Annotated in this window: 14 protein-coding genes; 2 read left to right on the top strand and 12 right to left on the bottom strand. The window is 69.4% G+C overall.

The annotated features are described in order from the left end of the window. Window positions 1-13: 13 nt before the first annotated feature. The 7 genes from QTH86_RS23220 to QTH86_RS23190 all read right to left on the bottom strand — a co-directional run bounded on the left by QTH86_RS23220 (window position 14) and on the right by QTH86_RS23190 (window position 8,617). Window positions 14-1,396, bottom strand: a complete 1,383-nt coding sequence (locus tag QTH86_RS23220) for a multicopper oxidase family protein (RefSeq protein ID WP_286648532.1) — start codon at window positions 1,394-1,396, stop codon at window positions 14-16. Beyond that, complete coding sequence (locus QTH86_RS23215; RefSeq protein ID WP_286648531.1) at window positions 1,396-2,883, bottom strand: TolC family protein; 1,488 nt, start codon at window positions 2,881-2,883, stop codon at window positions 1,396-1,398. The genes QTH86_RS23220 and QTH86_RS23215 overlap by 1 nt, the downstream gene beginning before the upstream one ends. A 78-nt stretch (window positions 2,884-2,961) precedes the next feature. Beyond that, window positions 2,962-3,372 (bottom strand): hypothetical protein, encoded by a 411-nt coding sequence (locus QTH86_RS23210; RefSeq protein WP_286648530.1) that lies wholly within the window; start codon window positions 3,370-3,372, stop codon window positions 2,962-2,964. 56 nt (window positions 3,373-3,428) lie between these two features. Then, window positions 3,429-5,702: a putative bifunctional diguanylate cyclase/phosphodiesterase gene (locus QTH86_RS23205; protein ID WP_286648529.1), complete on the bottom strand. Its 2,274-nt coding sequence runs from the start codon at window positions 5,700-5,702 to the stop codon at window positions 3,429-3,431. Window positions 5,703-5,829: 127 nt separating this feature from the next. Then, entirely contained in the window at window positions 5,830-6,861 is a 1,032-nt protein-coding gene (locus tag QTH86_RS23200; protein ID WP_286648528.1) for a methionine synthase, read from the bottom strand. A gap of 47 nt (window positions 6,862-6,908) precedes the next feature. Beyond that, window positions 6,909-7,601 (bottom strand): RraA family protein, encoded by a 693-nt coding sequence (locus QTH86_RS23195; protein WP_286648527.1) that lies wholly within the window; start codon window positions 7,599-7,601, stop codon window positions 6,909-6,911. Window positions 7,602-7,648: 47 nt separating this feature from the next. Beyond that, a complete protein-coding gene (locus tag QTH86_RS23190) occupies window positions 7,649-8,617 on the bottom strand; it encodes a Bug family tripartite tricarboxylate transporter substrate binding protein (RefSeq protein ID WP_286648526.1) in 969 nt (322 codons plus the stop codon). Window positions 8,618-8,702: 85 nt separating this feature from the next. On the opposite strand from QTH86_RS23190, the gene QTH86_RS23185 reads away from it, so the two are divergent. Further along, window positions 8,703-9,401, top strand: a complete 699-nt coding sequence (locus QTH86_RS23185; RefSeq protein ID WP_286648525.1) for a GntR family transcriptional regulator — start codon at window positions 8,703-8,705, stop codon at window positions 9,399-9,401. On the opposite strand, the gene QTH86_RS23180 is transcribed toward QTH86_RS23185, so the two are convergent. Further along, entirely contained in the window at window positions 9,398-11,473 is a 2,076-nt protein-coding gene (locus tag QTH86_RS23180) for a heavy metal translocating P-type ATPase (protein ID WP_286648524.1), read from the bottom strand. The genes QTH86_RS23185 and QTH86_RS23180 overlap by 4 nt on opposite strands. 73 nt (window positions 11,474-11,546) lie before the next feature. Here QTH86_RS23180 and QTH86_RS23175 point away from each other — a divergent pair, with 73 nt between their 5' ends. After that, a complete protein-coding gene (locus tag QTH86_RS23175) occupies window positions 11,547-12,020 on the top strand; it encodes a Cd(II)/Pb(II)-responsive transcriptional regulator (protein WP_286649426.1) in 474 nt (157 codons plus the stop codon). 6 nt (window positions 12,021-12,026) lie between these two features. On the opposite strand, the gene QTH86_RS23170 is transcribed toward QTH86_RS23175, so the two are convergent. From QTH86_RS23170 to QTH86_RS23155, 4 genes are all read right to left on the bottom strand, one after another. Further along, window positions 12,027-13,001, bottom strand: coding sequence for a glycerophosphodiester phosphodiesterase (locus QTH86_RS23170; RefSeq protein WP_286648522.1), 975 nt, complete (start codon window positions 12,999-13,001; stop codon window positions 12,027-12,029). Continuing rightward, a complete protein-coding gene (locus tag QTH86_RS23165; protein ID WP_286648521.1) occupies window positions 12,998-13,579 on the bottom strand; it encodes a DUF1439 domain-containing protein in 582 nt (193 codons plus the stop codon). The genes QTH86_RS23170 and QTH86_RS23165 overlap by 4 nt, the downstream gene beginning before the upstream one ends. Before the next feature lie 65 nt (window positions 13,580-13,644). After that, on the bottom strand, window positions 13,645-14,616 hold the full coding sequence (locus QTH86_RS23160) for a M14 family metallopeptidase (RefSeq protein WP_444814052.1): 972 nt from the start codon (window positions 14,614-14,616) through the stop codon (window positions 13,645-13,647). A 2-nt stretch (window positions 14,617-14,618) separates the two neighbouring features. Beyond that, window positions 14,619-15,596 (bottom strand): Bug family tripartite tricarboxylate transporter substrate binding protein, encoded by a 978-nt coding sequence (locus tag QTH86_RS23155; protein WP_286648519.1) that lies wholly within the window; start codon window positions 15,594-15,596, stop codon window positions 14,619-14,621. Window positions 15,597-15,692: the final 96 nt, after the last annotated feature.

Here is a 15,692-nt window from a genome sequence, read left to right as displayed (position 1 = left end):
AAAGTGGAGGGGTTCAATGCGCGTGGCCGCCATGGCCGGCGGGTCTGCGCACCGTGGCGTCGGGGCTCCCCGTGGCGGGGGGCGTGGCCGGTGAGGCGGCGGGCGGCGCGCTGTCGCCGGGCACTTCGCGCGCGACCGTGCCGGCCGGGTGCTTGAACCAACCGGGGTCGCGGTAGTCGCCGGGCCGCTGGTCGCGCCGCACCTTCAGCAGCGTGAACATGCCGCCCATCTCGGCAGGGCCGAAGGGGCCCTGGCCGGCCATCATGGGCAGCGTGTTGTCGGGCAGCGGCATCTCCATCGCACCCATGTCGGCCATGCCCTTGTCGCCCATCACCATGTAGTCGGGCACCAGCTTCTGGATCTTCTCGGCGATGCCGCGGTGGTCGACGCCGATCATGGTCGGCACCTCGTGGCCCATCGGCCCCATCGTGTGGTGGCTCTTGTGGCAATGCAGTGCCCAGTCGCCTTCCTCGTCGGCGATGAACTCGACCTGGCGCATCTGGCCGACCGCGATGTCGGTCGTCACCTCGGGCCAGCGCGCCGTCTTCGGCACCGGGCCGCCGTCGGTGCCGGTCACCTCGAACTCGTGGCCGTGCACGTGGATCGGGTGGTTCGTCATCGTGAGGTTGCCCACGCGGATGCGCACCCGGTCGCCGCGGCGCACGTTGAGCGAGTCGATGCCCGGGAACACGCGGCTGTTGAAGGCCCAGGTGTTGAAGTCGGTCATGGTGTTGACCTTGGGTGTCGCGCTGCCGGGCTCGACGTCGAAACTGCCGAGCAGGAAGCAGAAGTCTCGTTGCACTTCGGCGATCAGCGGATGCCGCGCCTTCGGATGCGTCACCCAGAAACCCATCATGCCCATCGCCATCTGCGTCATCTCGTCCGCATGCGGGTGGTACATGAAGGTGCCGGGCCGGCGCGCGACGAACTCGTAGGCGAAGGTCTTGCCCGGTGGGATGTGCGGCTGCGTGATGCCGCCGACGCCGTCCATGCCGTTGGGCAGGCGCTGGCCGTGCCAGTGCACGGTGGTGTGCTCGGGCAGCCGGTTGGTCACGAAGATGCGCACGCGGTCGCCTTCGACCACCTCGATCGTCGGGCCGGGCGACTGGCCGTTGTAGCCCCACATGTTGACCTTGAAGCCGGGCGCCATCTCGCGCACCACCGGCTCGGCGACCAGGTGGAATTCCTTGACGTTGCCGTTCATGCGCCAAGGCAGCGTCCAGCCGTTGAGTGTGACGACCGGGTTGTAGGGGCGGCCGTCGGGCGGCAGCAGCGGGGCAGCGGTAGCGGTCGACGACTGCGTGTGCGCGTCGGGCAAGGCAGCGAGCGCGACGCGGCTGACGCTGGCGGCGGCCACGGCCGTGGCCGCGCCGGTGAAGAAGTGGCGGCGGTCCATCAGTGGGCTCCTGCGGGGTTGGTGGCGACGCTGTCGCCGGAGGTTTGCAGGGCGTTGAGGCCTGCGGGCGAACTGCCGGTGAGCGCGAGTTGCAGGTCGGTATCGGCCAGCCAGAAATCGCGCTGCGCGTCCATGGCCGCGTTCACGGCCAACATGCTGGCGCGTGTCTCGGCGAGCAGTTCCCACACGCTCGAAAGCATGCCGTTGTAGCGCAGTAGCATCTCGTCGTTGACCTTCTGGCGCAGCGGCAGCACCTCGGTCTGGTAGCGATGCGCCACGTCCCAGGCGCTGCGCCAGCCGCCGTAGGCTTCGCGCGACTCGCTCGCGGCCAGAAGGCCGGTGGCGCGCACGCGGGCGGCCGACTGGCCATAGAGCGCCTCGGCGCGTGCGTTGCGCGCCAGGCCCCAGTCGAAGAGCGGGATCGGCAGCGCGAGTTCGACGCCGCGCTGCGTGCTGCGGCCACCGTCAGCGTCGTTCGAGAAGGTGGTGTTGCGCACGGCACCGATTTCCAGCGCATCGACGAAGCGCGTGGCCTGCGTGAGGCCGAGCGAATCGGCGGTGGCCGCGGCCTGCGCCTGCGCGGCGCGCACGTCGAGTCGGTCGCGCAGCGCGCTGGCCTGCACGTCCGTCAGCGTGGGCATCGAAACCGGCAGCGGTGGCAGACGGTCGGGCAGGCGGTACGCCGACTGCGCGCTCGTCAGGCCCATCAGGCGGGTCAGCTGTTCGCGGCTGGCGAGCGCGTTTTGCTCGGCGCGCGCGAGCTGGGCCGATGCGTCGGCCAGCAGCAGCTGTTCGCGCGTGCGCTGCAGCGCGCTCCAGTTGCCGACCCGTGCCATGCGATGTGCCAGATCGGCGCCGGCCTCGGCCGCGGCCTGGCCGTCGCGCAGGTAGACCACCGCCTGCTGCGCGGCGACCGCGCGCACCCAGGCGCGGCGGGTGTCTGCCGCCAGCTGCAGCACGCTTTGCGCGGCCTGCAGCTTGGCGACCTCGTGGCGCTGGCCGGCCCAGCGGGCCTGCCAGGGCAGGGTGAGCAGGCCCAGCACGTTGAAGCTCAAGGCACGGTCCAGCTCCAGCTCGCGCCCTTCGCGCAGACGGCCGAAGGCGAACACCGGGTTGGGCAACGATGCCGCCTGCGCGCGGTCGGCGTCGCTCAGCTGCAGTGTGGCGAAGGCCTCCTGCATTCGCGGGCCGTGGGCCAGCGCGATGCGCACGGCGGCCTGCGCGTCGAGCGGTTGCGCGAGCAGGGCGTCGACCGCCTGGCGACTGGCGTCGTCGGGGGCGCGGCGCGGTGCGGCGTCGCCGACGATGGGGTTGCGCGCGACGAGCGCCTGCACGTCGCGCTCGCCCCCGTCGGGCGAAACGCTGGCGCACCCCGCCAGCGAGAGCGCGAGCGCGGCCGCCGCCGCACGATGCGTGAGGGAAAGCGGGGGACGGTCGCCGTCAGAACGGCGCGGCCGGCCCCGGAAGGGGCGATGAACAAGGGACACGATGGATCTCCACGAGCGAGGAAGCGGCCGCATGCCACCCCGAACGGGCGAACTGCGGACGGACTGCGGGCAGGGAGATCAGGAAATGGGCGGCTTGAAGCCCTGAACGGCTTCGGCGCTGGCGAAGTGCATGGTGCCTGCGATCGGCGCATGGGCCGGCGCTGCGGCCGGCATCGGCACCTCGGGCCAGGCCGTCACCGCGACGGAATGGCAGAACTGGCAGGTGTCGCAAGTGGTGTGCGCGGCGTGGGGGCTGTCGGTGCCGTCATGCGTGGCACCGGGGTCCATCGCGGCATGGGCTGCATGCATGTCATGGCTGTCGGGCGACGGCATGCCATGCATCGCATGCGCTGCCATGGCGCCATCGGCCGTGGCGTGCATCGCGTGGCCGGCTGTGGCCGGCTGCACCGGCGCGAGCATCATGGCGTCGCCCAGCCAGCCGCGCAGGGGCAGCAGGACGATGGCGAGGACGAGCACCAGCAGACGCATGGTTGGGATGATAGCGCCGACGCTGGCGGGGCCCGGTGGCTGCGCGGGCCGACGCCTCAGGCAGGCGTGGCCAGCGGCGGGGCGATCAGCGTGCGCGAGAGGGCCAACGGTGCATCGATCGACCAGGACTGCATCATCGCTGCCTGCATCGGTCTGGCGTAGAAGTAGCCCTGCAGCTCATCGCAACCCATCGCCTTGAGGAGGTCTCGCTGGCCGGCGGTCTCGACACCTTCGGCCACAACGGTCAGATGCAGCGCGTGCGCCAGCTGAATCACCGATGCCACCACGGCACGGGCCTCGCTCCGCGTTTCCAGTTCCTGGATGAACGTTCGATCGATCTTCAACTGCCGGGCCGGGAGATCCTTGAGCTGGGTCAGGTTGGAATAGCCCGTGCCGAAGTCATCGACGGAGAGGTGCACGCCCAGGGCGCGCAAGCCGACCAGCGTTCTGGCAGTCGCCTGGGTGTTCTCGAGAAGAAGGGATTCCGTCACTTCGCAGAGCAGCCGCGATGCCGGCACGTTGTGCCTGGCCAGCGATTCCCGCACATCGTCCAGCAGCGAGGCGTCCGCCAGTTGAATCACGGAGAGGTTCACTGCCACATTCAAGTCGCGCCCCTGCGATTGCCAGTCGGCGATCTGTCGGCATGCCTCGTCCAGCACCCACCGACCGAGGCGCACGATGAGCCCGCTTCGCTCCGCGGTCGGAATGAACTCCTGCGGGCCGACGACACCGCGCGTCGGATGATTCCAGCGCACCAGCGCCTCGACCCCGGTGACCACATTCTTGCGGGCATCGATCTTCGGTTGGTAGTACAGCTCGAACTGACCGCGGTCCAGCGCACCGCGCAGGTCGCTTTGCAGCGTGAGCTGCAGCGCCGCATCCACGACCATGCCATCCTCGAAAAGCGCAAAGCCCGCGCCACCGACGCGCTTGGCGGCGTACATTGCGGCGTCCGCATTCGTGATGAGCCGGACGTCCTCGGCATCCCGTTCCATGGTCGCCACACCGATGGAGCACGCGATCTTCACCGCTTGGCCTGCAACGATGAAGGGCTCCGCGATGGCCTCCAGGATGCGCCCGGCGAACCGCTCGCACGCCGCCCGGTCGGCCAGTTCGTCGAGCAGGACCAGGAATTCGTCGCCGCCGATGCGAGCCACGGTGTCGCCACTTCGGACCAGTCCGGTCAGGCGCGAGGCGGTGGCCTTGAGAACCTCGTCGCCGGCCGCGTGCCCGAACGAATCGTTGACGGGCTTGAAGCCGTCGAGATCGATGAAGAAAACAGCCAGCCGCCCCTCCGCCGACACGCCTGGGCGCCTGAGGCGCTGAACCGCGTGCGTCAGACGCTCTTCGAACAGGCGGCGGTTCGGCAGCCCGGTCAGTGCGTCGGAGAAGGCACGTCGGGTAAGCTCTTCGTTGGCAAATTCCAGCTGGGTGTTGGCTTCCTTGAGCGAGCCGGCCAGCCTCCGTGCAATGACCTGGAGGCGTGCTTCCAGCATGGAGGCCAGCAATGCGCCCAACAGCAGCATCGATGTCGCCACGATCAAGACGGCCGTGAGACCGTCGCCTGCCAGGGCATTCGCACTGATGCAGACGGTGCCCTCGGGAAAGTGCGCGGCGGCCATGCCCGTGTAGTGCATGCTGCAGATCGCAGCGCCCATGACGACGGCGGCAGCGCCCTGCGTGAGGAGTCGCCGATCCGCACTGATCCTGAGCAGCAGCCGAAAGATGAGCAGCGCCGCGGCCGACGCGACCACCGCGATGGCGAACGACAGCGCCACCAGGCGCAGCTCCCAGACGATCGGGATCGTGAGGTCGAGCGCGGCCATCCCGATGTAGTGCATGCCGGTGATGCCCAGCCCCATGGCGAGCGACGCGCAGAGCAGCGACCTGACGCTGTAGCGGCCCTCGCTCGCCATGTGCAAGGCGATGGCGGCGGCGGCGACTGCCGCGATCCACGACAGCCCCGTCATCAGGACCGTGTACCCCAGTTCGATGGGAAGGTCGAAGGCCATCATGCCGACGAAATGCATGGACCAGATCCCGGTGCCCATGACCAGCGAACCCGCGACCCACCAGATGTGGTTCAACCCGCCGCTCGCCGTCCGTACGCGCAGCGAGAGGTCGAGGGTGACATACGAGGCGAGCACCGCGATGAAGACCGAAGCCGCCACGATGCTGAAGTTGTAGTGCGCGTCAAGGAACGCTGTGTGGTTCATCGTGTTCCGGTCACGGTCGTCGTGGCGACTGAAGGCAAGGACGTCGCGCGGGCAGTCGAGGGGCGCACCGAGGATACGTAGAAGCCGTTGCGGTTCGACGCGTCCGAAGGACATGGCCTCCGGTCTTGTGCACAACTGCGCAGAAGCGTTCCCGTGCTGTGGGCGGGACGCGACACATGGCCGACCGGGGTTCGCGAGCCCAGGTCGGCGGATCGGTATGCGCCCCGGGCGCCGGGGGGCCTCAGCCGTAGCGTCGACGTGCCAGGGCGGCACCGTCCGCCAGGGCTTTGAGCTTCGCCAGTGCCACCGCGCGATCCATGGGCGCCAGGCCGCAGTTGGTGCAGGGCAGAAGCCGGTCCTTGGGCACGTACTGAAGCGCCTGGCCGATGGTGTCCGCCACCTGCTCGGGCGTCTCGATGTCGTCGCTCGCGACGTCGATCACGCCGACCATGACGTCCTTGCCGTCCAGCAGCTTCATCAGATGCGGCGGTACATGCGAGTGGAAGCACTCGAGGCTGACCTGGTCGATGCTGCTCTTCGCGAGTGCGGGGAACACGTCCTCGTACTGGCGCCACTCCTCCCCGAGCGAGGCTTTCCAGTCGACGTTGGCCTTGATGCCGTAGCCGTAGCAGATGTGCACGGCCGTGGTGCAGGTCAGGCCCTGGGCGGCGCGCTCTAGCGCCTTCACGCCCCAGTCGGCCGCCTCCTTCATGTAGACGTTGAAGGCGGGCTCGTCGAACTGCACGATGTCCACGCCGTCGGCCTGCAGCGCCAGCGCTTCCTGGTTCAACAGTTCCGCAAACGCCATCGCCATCTTCACGCGGTCGCCGTAGTACTGGTCCGCCACGGTGTCGACGATGGTCATGGGGCCGGGCAGCGTGAACTTGATCTTGCGATCGGTGTGCGCACGCAGCAGGCGCGCCTCGGTCGCGTGAACGCGGCCTTTCAGGCGCAAGGGCGCGACCACCTGCGGGACCATCGCGTCATACCGGTTGTTGCGGATGCCCATCTTCACCTTGTGCTCGAAGTCGATGCCTTCGACCTGCTCGAGGAAACCGTGCACGAAGTGCTGACGTGATTGTTCCCCGTCGCCGATCACGTCCAGGCCGGCGTCTTCCTGCGCCTTGATCCACAGCAGTGTCGCGTCGGCCTTGGCCTGCGCGAGTTCGGCCCCCTCGGCGCGCCATTGCGGCCAGAGCTTCTGGGTTTCCGACAGCCAGGCCGGCTTGGGCAGGCTGCCCGCGATGGTGGAGAAAAAAAGAGGTCGTGTCATGGCATGTCCTGGAGGTGAAAGAGAGCGAGCCTGGGCGTGTCGCCGCCTCAGCGCAGCTTGTCGTAGCCGGGGTTCTGCAGATGGTGGTAGTGGTACCGGCGGCGGGCTTCGTCCATCCGCAGGCCGGCACGGATGCCGGCGCGAATGGCGTTCTCTTGTTCGGTGATTTCCTCGGCGTACTGCAGCACCTGCGCCTGCATCGCCTGCGGGATGACGACCACGCCGTCGGCATCGCCGCGCAGCAGGTCGCCCGGGTGCACGTTCACGCCGCCGATCTGCACCGGCACCTGGAGTCCGGCGAGCTGGATGCGGCCCTTGCCGGTGCGCATCCAGTGGCCCTTGCTGAAGATCGGGTAGTTCAGTTCGCGGCACAGCGCGACATCGCGGTTGATGCCGTCGATCACCGTGCCGGCCATGCCGCGGTGGTGCGCCATCTCGGTGAGGATGTTGCCCCAGGTGCCCATCGTGTCGCGGCCACGGTTGTCGATCGTGATCACGCTCCCGGGCGGCACGTCGTCGATGAAGTCGCCGACGAAGCCGTCCTCGTCGTGGCCGGCTGGCCGGTAGAGCACCGTGTAGGCATGGCCCGCCATCCGGAAGCCGGGGTCGCGCGGGCTGATCTCGTAGCACTGGCCGACGATGCCGGAGCGGTCCAGCGCATCGCTCAGGGCGGCGCAGTCCAGGCGCAAGGCGCGCGCGACGAAGTCGGCGTCGGGTGTCGGTGAGAAGGTATCGGTCATGGTGTTGGCGTCGATGAGGATGGAAAGCGTGAGAAGGCCGCGAGGCGTCAGTCGGCCCGGATGTTGGCCGTCTTGATGACCTTGGACCAGTACTGGATGTCCTTGCGCACGACGGCATCGAGTTGCGTCGGGGGCATGTAGCGGATCTCGACGCCGGCGGCTTCGGCCGATTTCTTGACCTGCGGCGTTTGCAAGGCGATCTTTGCGGCCTCGGTGAGCTTGGCGATCGCAGCCGGCGGCGTGCCCTTGGGCGCGAACAGAGCCACCCAGGCTTCGAGCTCGAAGCCCGGGAAGCCTGCCTCGGCAGATGTCGGCACATCGGGCATTTGCGGCAGACGCTGCTTGGCGGCCACGGCGAGCGCGCGCACCTTGCCGTTCTGCACGAAGCCCATCACGGACGGCGGTGTGGCCACCGTCATCTGGACGTTGCCTGCGATCACGTCCTGCATCGCCGGCCCGGCGCCCTTGTAGGGCACATGCACGATGTCGATGTGGTTGAGCTGCTTGAACAGTTCCACGCCCACGTGCGGGACCGAGCCCGTGCCCGAGGTCGCGTAATTCAGCTTGCCGGGATTGGCCTTGGCGTAGTCGACCAGTTCGCGCAGGTTCTTCACCGGGGTCGACGGGTGCACGGCCACGACGTGCGGCGACACCACCAGCATGCCCACGGGCACGAAGTCGCGCAGCGGGTCCCAGGTGAGGTTCGAATACATCGACGGGTTGCCGACGTGGAACATCGAATAGCCGACCAGCAGGGTGTAGCCGTCGGGCGCGGCCCGCGCCACGGCGCTCGCCGCGATGTTGCCGCCCGCCCCGGCGCGGTTGTCGATCACCACCGGCTGGCCGAGGGTCTGCCCCATCGAGGGCACGACCATGCGCGCCACGGTGTCGAGAATGCCACCCGGGGGAACCGGAACGATCATGGTGACCGGGCGGTCGGGATAGGCAGGCTGGGCCGCAGCGGGTGCCGCGAGCGCAGCGAGGCACAGGGCGACTGCGGCGAGTTTCGATTGCATGGTTTCGTCTCCTTCGTATGATCGGCAGGGTCGCCGCATAGAAATATCAGATTGAGAATCTAATATATTCAGAGAGCCGATTGATATGCAACTAGAGGAAACCAGTGCCGGTGACGCGACCAGCCAGCCGGAGCGCATCCGGTCGGCGTTGCTGCAGGCGATCGAAGCGGGCGAATTGCTGCCTGGCGATGCGGTCGACGAGAAAGCGCTGGCCGACCGTTTCGGGGTGTCGCGCACGCCGGTCCGCGAGGCGCTGCTCACCCTGGCGGCGCAGCACCTGGTGCGCATCGTCCCCCGCTCGGGTATTCACGTCCACGCGCCTGCGGCCTCGGAGCTCGTGAGCATGCTGGAGGCGCTGTCGGAACTCGAAGCCGTGGTGGCGCGCCTTTGCGCGCTCCGCATGGATCCCGAGCAGCGCGACCGGATGCAGCGCCTGACCGAAGCGACGCGCCATGCGGCGGCGGCCGGCGACCGGCATGGCTACGAAACCGAGAACCAGCACTTTCACGAGGCGCTGTACGAGGGCTGCGGCAATCCGGTCGTCGTGGAACAGGTGCGGCAGTTGCGGCTGCGGTTGGCGGCCTTCCGTCGCCGGGTGCGTGACCAACCGGGCCGGTTGCAGTCGGCGGCCATGGAGCACGACGCGGTGGTGGCGGCCATTGTCGACAGCGATGCGGAGCGCGCCGCCCAGGCCATGCGCGAACACATCATCGCGAAAGGGCGCGCATTCGCGGACATGCTGCTCGCGCCGGCGAGCGCGCCGGCCGGGCGGACGGTCCGCTAGGCGCTGCGCAGCAGCCTCAAGCCGTTGGCCACCACCAGCAGGCTCGCCCCCATGTCCGCGAACACCGCCATCCACATGGTCGCGCTGCCGAAAACGGCGAGTGCGAAGAACACCACCTTGATGCCCAGGGCGAGCGAGATGTTCTGCCACAGCACCGTGTGCGTGCGGCGCGACAGGCGGATGGTCTCGGCGATGCGACCGAGGTCGTCGTTCATGATCACGACATCGGCCGCCTCCATCGCGATGTCGGTGCCGGCGGCGCCCATCGCGAAGCCGATGTCGGCCTGCGCCAGCGCGGGTGCGTCGTTGATGCCGTCGCCGGTCATGCCGGTCATGCCATAGCGTTGGCGCATGGCCTGCACGGCCTGGAGCTTGTCGCCCGGCAGCAGGTCGCCGCGCGCGTCGTCGATGCCGGCGGCATCGGCCACGGCGCGGGCGGTGAGGGCGTTGTCGCCGGTCAGCATCACGGGCGTCACGCCCATCGCCTTCAGGTCGGCCACCGCCTGGCGCGAGCCGGGCTTCACGGTGTCGGCGACCGCGAAGAGCCCGAGCACCGCGTGTTCGTCGGCCAGCAGCGTCACGGTGCGGCCTTGCCGCTCGTGCGCGGCCAGGGCCTGCACCAGCGCGTCGCTGCGCAGCCCGCGCTCGTCGATCAGCCGCAGGTTGCCAAGCACCAGCGTGCGGCCGCCGATGCGGCCTTCGGTGCCGCGCCCGGCCAGGGCTTGGACGTCCGTCACCTCTTCACGCGGCAGGTCGATGCCCGCGGCGATCGCCTTCGACACCGGGTGGTCGGAGCGTCCGGCCAGGCTGCCCGCGGCACCGCGCGCCTGTGCTTCGTCCGCATCGCTCCAGGCCTGGAAGGCGACCAGCGTGGGCTTGCCTTCGGTCAGCGTGCCGGTCTTGTCGAACGCCACCGCGCGCAGCTTGCGCGCGCCTTCGAGGTGCGTGCCGCCCTTGATGAGGATGCCGCGCCGCGCCGCGGCGGTCAGGCCGCTCACGACCGTCACCGGCGTCGAGATCACCAGCGCGCACGGGCAGGCGATGACCAGCAGCACCAGGGCCTTGTAGATCGCGTCGAGCCAGGCCCAGTCGAGCAGCAGCGGCGGCAGCACCGCGACGAGCACGGCCAGCGCGAACACGGCCGGCGTGTAGACCGCAGCGAAGCGCTCGACGAAGCGCTGCGTCGGCGCCCGCGAGGCCTGCGCCTGCTCGACCGATTCGATGATGCGATCGAGCGTGGTGTGCCCGGCCGCCGCGGTCACGCGCATCTCCAGCTCGCCGGTCTGGTTGACCGTGGCGGCGAAGACCGCATCGCCGACGGCCTTGTCCACCGGGATGCTCTCGCCGGTGACGCTTGCCTGGTCGACCGCGCTGCTGCCGGCGGTCACCACGCCGTCGAGCGGCACGCGCTCGCCGGGTCGGATGCGCACCACCGCGTCGACCGCCACGCTGCGTGCCGCCACGCGCTGCCAGGCGCCGTCGGCGCCGCGCACCTCGGCCTCGTCCGGCGCCAGCGCCATCAGGCCGCCGATGGCGTTGCGCGCGCGGTCGGCCGCCTTGTGCTCGATGAATTCGGCCAGGGCGTAGAGCGCCATCACCATCGCCGCTTCGGGCCACTGGCCGATGAGGAAGGCGCCGGTGACCGCCACCGCCATCAGCGCGTCGATGCCCAGCTTGCCGCGCAGCAGCGATTTCAGGCCGCTTCGGTAGATGCCGGTGCCGGCCAGCGCGATGGCCACCGCCGCGAGCACCATGCCGCCGATGCGGCCCACGGTGGTCTCGGGCAGGAGCAGGTGGCCCCCCTCGGCCAGCACCGCGACGACCAGCGCAGCGATGATGCGCGGCAGCGCGGGCAGGGGGCCGTGGTCGTGCCCGTCGCCGCCTGGGGCGTCATGCGCGTGGTCGTGGTCATGGTCGTGTCCGGCCTCGCCATGGGCGGGCGGCACTGGCGCGCTGGCGGGGCGCAGCCGCACTGGAGCGCCGCAGCAGCTTTCGCAGCCGGCCGCGGGCGCGGCAGTGTCGTTCACCGGGCGCCGTGGCGCGGTCGTAACGGAGGCGTGGTCCTGGGACATTCGGGGCGTGCGCTTTCTCGTTTCTGAAGATGTGCCACGATTGGAAACGTTGAAGTCACTTGAAGGTCAAGCCATGTCTGCTCCCATGCCGCGAGTCGCTGAAGGTTTACGCATCGGCGAGGCCGCGCACGCCAGTGGGGTGAGCGCTGCCAACATCCGCTATTACGAGAAGCAGGGCCTGATGGCACCGCAGGGCCGCAGCGACAACAGCTACCGGCTCTACAGCGATGCCGACGTGCACACGCTGCGCTTCATCCGCCTGTGCCGGGCCATGGACATGTCGCTGGACGAGGTGCGCACGCTGCTCGGGCTCGATCTGCGCAGCAAGACCGATTGCGACGCCGCCTGCGTCGCGCTCGATGCGCACCTGGGCCATGTGCGCGAACGGCTGCGCGAACTGCGCGCGCTGGAGAAAGACCTGCTCGCGTTGCGCAACAGCTGCGACGGCAGCGATGCGCAATGCCACATCATCGAGTCGCTGCACGCACGGGCCGATGCGCAGCCGCTGCGCGGCGAGCGCGGCACGTCGGCCACGCGGCATGTTTGACTGCCGCTAGTTGACCGGTCCGGTCGGCAACGGCATCGGCAAGCCGCGTTGGCGCACCTCGGTGCGCAGCAGGTCGGGGAAGTCGCTGATCAGCCCGTCGACGCCCAGGTCGATCAGGTTTGCCATGTCGGCGCGCGTGTTGATGGTCCAGGGAATCACCTGGAAGCCCAGGGCATGCGCTTCCTTCACCGCCGCGGCGGTCACGGTGTTGCCGGCCGGCGACCAGATAACCTGGCCCGGCGTGGCGCCGGCCGCCGCCTTCACCAACTGCGGCGTCGAACCGACGTCCGCCGCGTTCAGCCCGGCGGTCCAGCGGCTGTCCTTGAGCGTCCGCGCGGTCGTGAGGTAGGCCCGTGGCATCGTCGGCGCCAACTGGCCGACGAGCGCGAGCGAACGCCAGTCGAAGCTCTGGATCGTCACGCGCTCCGCCATGCCGGCCTTGTCGATCTCGGCCAGCAGCGCACGCACCATCGCTTCGGGCGAGGCGCTGTCGCCGGGGCGGGTCGGGTCCAGCTTGGTCTCGATGTTGAAGCGCACCGCGTGGGCGCGGCGTTCCTTGACCCGCGCGAACACCGCGGCCAGCGTCGGGATGCGCTCGCCGTCCTTCGGCACCTGCGTGGCGAACTGCTCCGCGTACTGGCTGCCCGGCTGCAGCCGGCCCACGTCGTAGGCCTGCACCTGGGCCAGCGTGAGCGAACGGATCAGCGGGCCGGTGGCGGGTAGCCAGGCGCCGGTGGCATCGCGCGTGTGGTCCGGGTTCAGCGCCATGTCGTGCGACACCACGACCACGTCGTCGGCCGTCAGCGCGATGTCGAGCTCGAGTGTGCTCACGCCGAGCGTGATGGCCTGGTCGAAGGCGTGCAGCGTGTTCTCCGGCCACAGGCCTCGGCCACCGCGGTGCGCCTGGATGTCGAAGGCGTGGGTAGCAGTGAGCGCGAGCGTCATCAGCGTCGCGACGAAGACGGCGCGTGTGCTTTTCATTTCAACGCCACTTTGATGTCGTCCTGTTGCACCGTGATGTCGCCGATCTCGTACGTCTTGCGGCCCACGGTCAGCTCTTCGGGCTTGAAGGTGCGCAGCGGGTAGTCGCGCAGCAGCTCCTGCGCCACGAGGCCACCGATCTGCTGCAGCCGCTCGGCATCGCGGCCGGTCAGGCCCTGCAGCTCGATGCGCTCGGCGCGCGGGTCGTGCAGGCGCAGCGTCAGGGCCGGCACGTCGTACTTCAGCGCGCTGCTCACCGACACGATGCCCTCGACGCTCGACGGCTGGATCAGCGGGCTGCCGATGGTCATCAGCGCCGTGATCCCTGCACGGTTGCCGGCCGCATCGAGCGTCAGCTTCGGGTCGCGCAGGTTGACCGAGAACAGCTCGGCATAGCGCTGGCGCACCGGGAAGCGCTTGGCGATCTGCGCCTGCAACTCGTCGCGGCCGATGGTGTATTCGCTGGTGAAGAAGTTGAAGCCGGCCAGGGCGGCGAACGGGGCGTGCAAAGCGGCAGCGCCCAGCAAAGCGTGCAGCGCCTGGCGGCGAGTGGCAAGGGGCTTGGCGTGGAGGTGCATAGCCTTCAGAGCTTGCCACAGTCCAAAGATTCCCCGGCCGTCCGAGGTCGCTGCGGGCGCTGTCGTCAGAGCGCCCGTCGGTGGGCGTAGCGCACCACCGTCACGCCCGCGCGTGCCTGGCGCGTGGAGGGCATCACCAGCACGCAGTCGTCGTAGGGCGCGGTGACCGGCTCGCCGTCGTTCCAGCCGATCACGGTGCCGGCCTGTGCGATGACCTCGAGGCCGGTGAAGGGCTGGGCGAAGCGGAAGTCCGCGCTGCGCGCGACCACCGGGCCGGTCACGTCCAGCGCCCACTGGCGCGGGGCATCCGGCTGCAGCCAGCCAGCCAGCTGCTGCGCGATCGCCGCCTCGTCGAGCGTGCCGGCGGCGCGCAGGATCCGTGCGCACTGGTCCTGCGCCACCGTGCGGCTGGCCAGGGCGCCGTGAAAGCCGCATTCGACCAGCAGGGCCAGCGCGTCGTTCGTCGGGTCGGCATCGGGCGCACCGAAGCGGCCGAAGTCGCGCATGCGAACGCCGTCCTGGTGGCCGGCGTCGATGACGACGTGTTCCGGGCTGCGCAACTGCCGCGCCAGCGCGAGATTGCGTGGCAGCGGGCCGGTGAGCGTCAGCGGCGGGGAAGGCTCGTGCATCGAATGCAGGTCGAGCAGCCAGTCGGCCTGGGCGAGATGCGGCTGCAGCGCGGCGGCGCGGCGGCGTTCGCGCGTGCCGCCTTCGGCGATGCGATCGGCCGACCATTGGCGGTTGAGGTCTTCGTCGACGAAGCGCGACGCGTCATGGTCGGCGGGGTCGAAGCGATCGAAGGCCTCGAGATTGCAGAAAGCCAGCGTGAGGCTGCCGCGTTGCGGTCGCACGCCGGCGTCCAGCAGACCCTTCAAGGCCCAGGCGCCGCAGACCTCGTTGCCGTGGACCAGCGCAGAGATCATCACGTGGCGGCCGGCCGCGTCCGCTTCGAAGCGCCACACGCCTTCGGTGCCGGTGTTGCCGGCCCGCCAGGCCGACAGGTCGGGGGCGGAGAGGTCGAATGTCGATGGGGGCACGCTCACTCCTTGATGTTCGCGAACTGGACGATCTTCTGGTACTTGGCGGTCTCCGAGACCAGGAACCGGTCAAGGTCCACTGGCACCGCCGGGACGACCGAACTGCTGGCTTCCATCTTCTTGCGGAAGTCGGGCGATTGCAGGATGTCGGCCAGCGCCTTCTTGAGGCTGACCTGCACCGGCTCAGGCAACCTGGCCGGCCCCAGCAGGGCGAACCAGACGCCGATGTCCAGGCCCTTCAGCGCGGGGCTCTCGCCGAGTGCGGGCAGGTCCGGCGTGATGGCCGAACGCTTCGCCTCGGTGGTGCCCAGCGCCACCATCTTGCCGTTGCGGATGTAGGGCAGGGCACTGGAGAGCACGAACATGCCGAACTCGATGTTGCCGCCGAGCAGGTCGTTGGTGAGCGGGGCCACGCCCCGGTACGGCACATGCGTCATGAACACGCCGCCCTGCTGCTTGACCATTTCGCCCGCCAGGTGCAGCGAGGTGCCCACGCCGGAACTGCCATAGCTGAACTTGCCGGGGTTCTTCTTCAGCAGCGCCAGCAGGTCGTTGGCATTCTTCACGCCGGCCGTGGGCGAGGCGACCAGGACCAGCGGTTGCGACGCGACCAGGCCGATGGGCGTGAAGTCCTTCAGGTCGTAGCGCACGCTGGGGTTGACCAGTCGGCTGATCGCCACCTCGTTGTTGGCACCGACCAGCAGCGTGTAGCCGTCGGGCGCGGCATTGGCCACCTTCTGCGCGCCGATGGCGCCACCCGCACCGCCCACGTTCTCGATGACGACCGGCACGCCCAGGCGCTGCGACAGCTCCAGGCCCAGCGCGCGCCCGGTCAGGTCGGTGGAGCCGCCCGGCGGGTAGCCGACCACCAGGGTGATGGGCTTGCTCGGGTACACATCGGCCAGGGCAGCGCCGGCCGACCAGGCCAGGCCGCACAGGGCCAGGGTGACGCAGGAAAAGAGGGGACGGAAATGATGCATCGTGGGTGCCTCGGGTTGGGTGGGACTGCGCGAATTCTGCGAATCCCGGCGGCCCACCGTGGTGCCGTCGGAGCACGATCCCGTGCCGATTGGGGC

Origin of the sequence: Variovorax sp. J2L1-78 (assembly GCF_030317205.1) — a bacterium.
Lineage (GTDB): Bacteria > Pseudomonadota > Gammaproteobacteria > Burkholderiales > Burkholderiaceae_C > Variovorax > Variovorax arabinosiphilus.
The sequence above is the reverse complement of the archived record's forward strand: the minus strand, read 5'-3'. Positions and strand labels throughout refer to the sequence as shown.

What these genes read in the sequence shown, in the direction of transcription:
- QTH86_RS23220 (WP_286648532.1), bottom strand. Translation starts at nt 1,396, where the DNA reads ATGGACCGCCGCCACTTCTTCACCGGCGCGGCCACGGCCGTGGCCGCC.
- QTH86_RS23210 (WP_286648530.1), bottom strand. Translation starts at nt 3,372, where the DNA reads ATGCGTCTGCTGGTGCTCGTCCTCGCCATCGTCCTGCTGCCCCTGCGC.
- QTH86_RS23205 (WP_286648529.1), bottom strand. Translation starts at nt 5,702, where the DNA reads ATGTCCTTCGGACGCGTCGAACCGCAACGGCTTCTACGTATCCTCGGT.
- QTH86_RS23200 (WP_286648528.1), bottom strand. Translation starts at nt 6,861, where the DNA reads ATGACACGACCTCTTTTTTTCTCCACCATCGCGGGCAGCCTGCCCAAG.
- QTH86_RS23195 (WP_286648527.1), bottom strand. Translation starts at nt 7,601, where the DNA reads ATGACCGATACCTTCTCACCGACACCCGACGCCGACTTCGTCGCGCGC.
- QTH86_RS23190 (WP_286648526.1), bottom strand. Translation starts at nt 8,617, where the DNA reads ATGCAATCGAAACTCGCCGCAGTCGCCCTGTGCCTCGCTGCGCTCGCG.
- QTH86_RS23185 (WP_286648525.1), top strand. Translation starts at nt 8,703, where the DNA reads ATGCAACTAGAGGAAACCAGTGCCGGTGACGCGACCAGCCAGCCGGAG.
- QTH86_RS23180 (WP_286648524.1), bottom strand. Translation starts at nt 11,473, where the DNA reads ATGTCCCAGGACCACGCCTCCGTTACGACCGCGCCACGGCGCCCGGTG.
- QTH86_RS23175 (WP_286649426.1), top strand. Translation starts at nt 11,547, where the DNA reads ATGTCTGCTCCCATGCCGCGAGTCGCTGAAGGTTTACGCATCGGCGAG.
- QTH86_RS23170 (WP_286648522.1), bottom strand. Translation starts at nt 13,001, where the DNA reads ATGAAAAGCACACGCGCCGTCTTCGTCGCGACGCTGATGACGCTCGCG.
- QTH86_RS23165 (WP_286648521.1), bottom strand. Translation starts at nt 13,579, where the DNA reads ATGCACCTCCACGCCAAGCCCCTTGCCACTCGCCGCCAGGCGCTGCAC.
- QTH86_RS23155 (WP_286648519.1), bottom strand. Translation starts at nt 15,596, where the DNA reads ATGCATCATTTCCGTCCCCTCTTTTCCTGCGTCACCCTGGCCCTGTGC.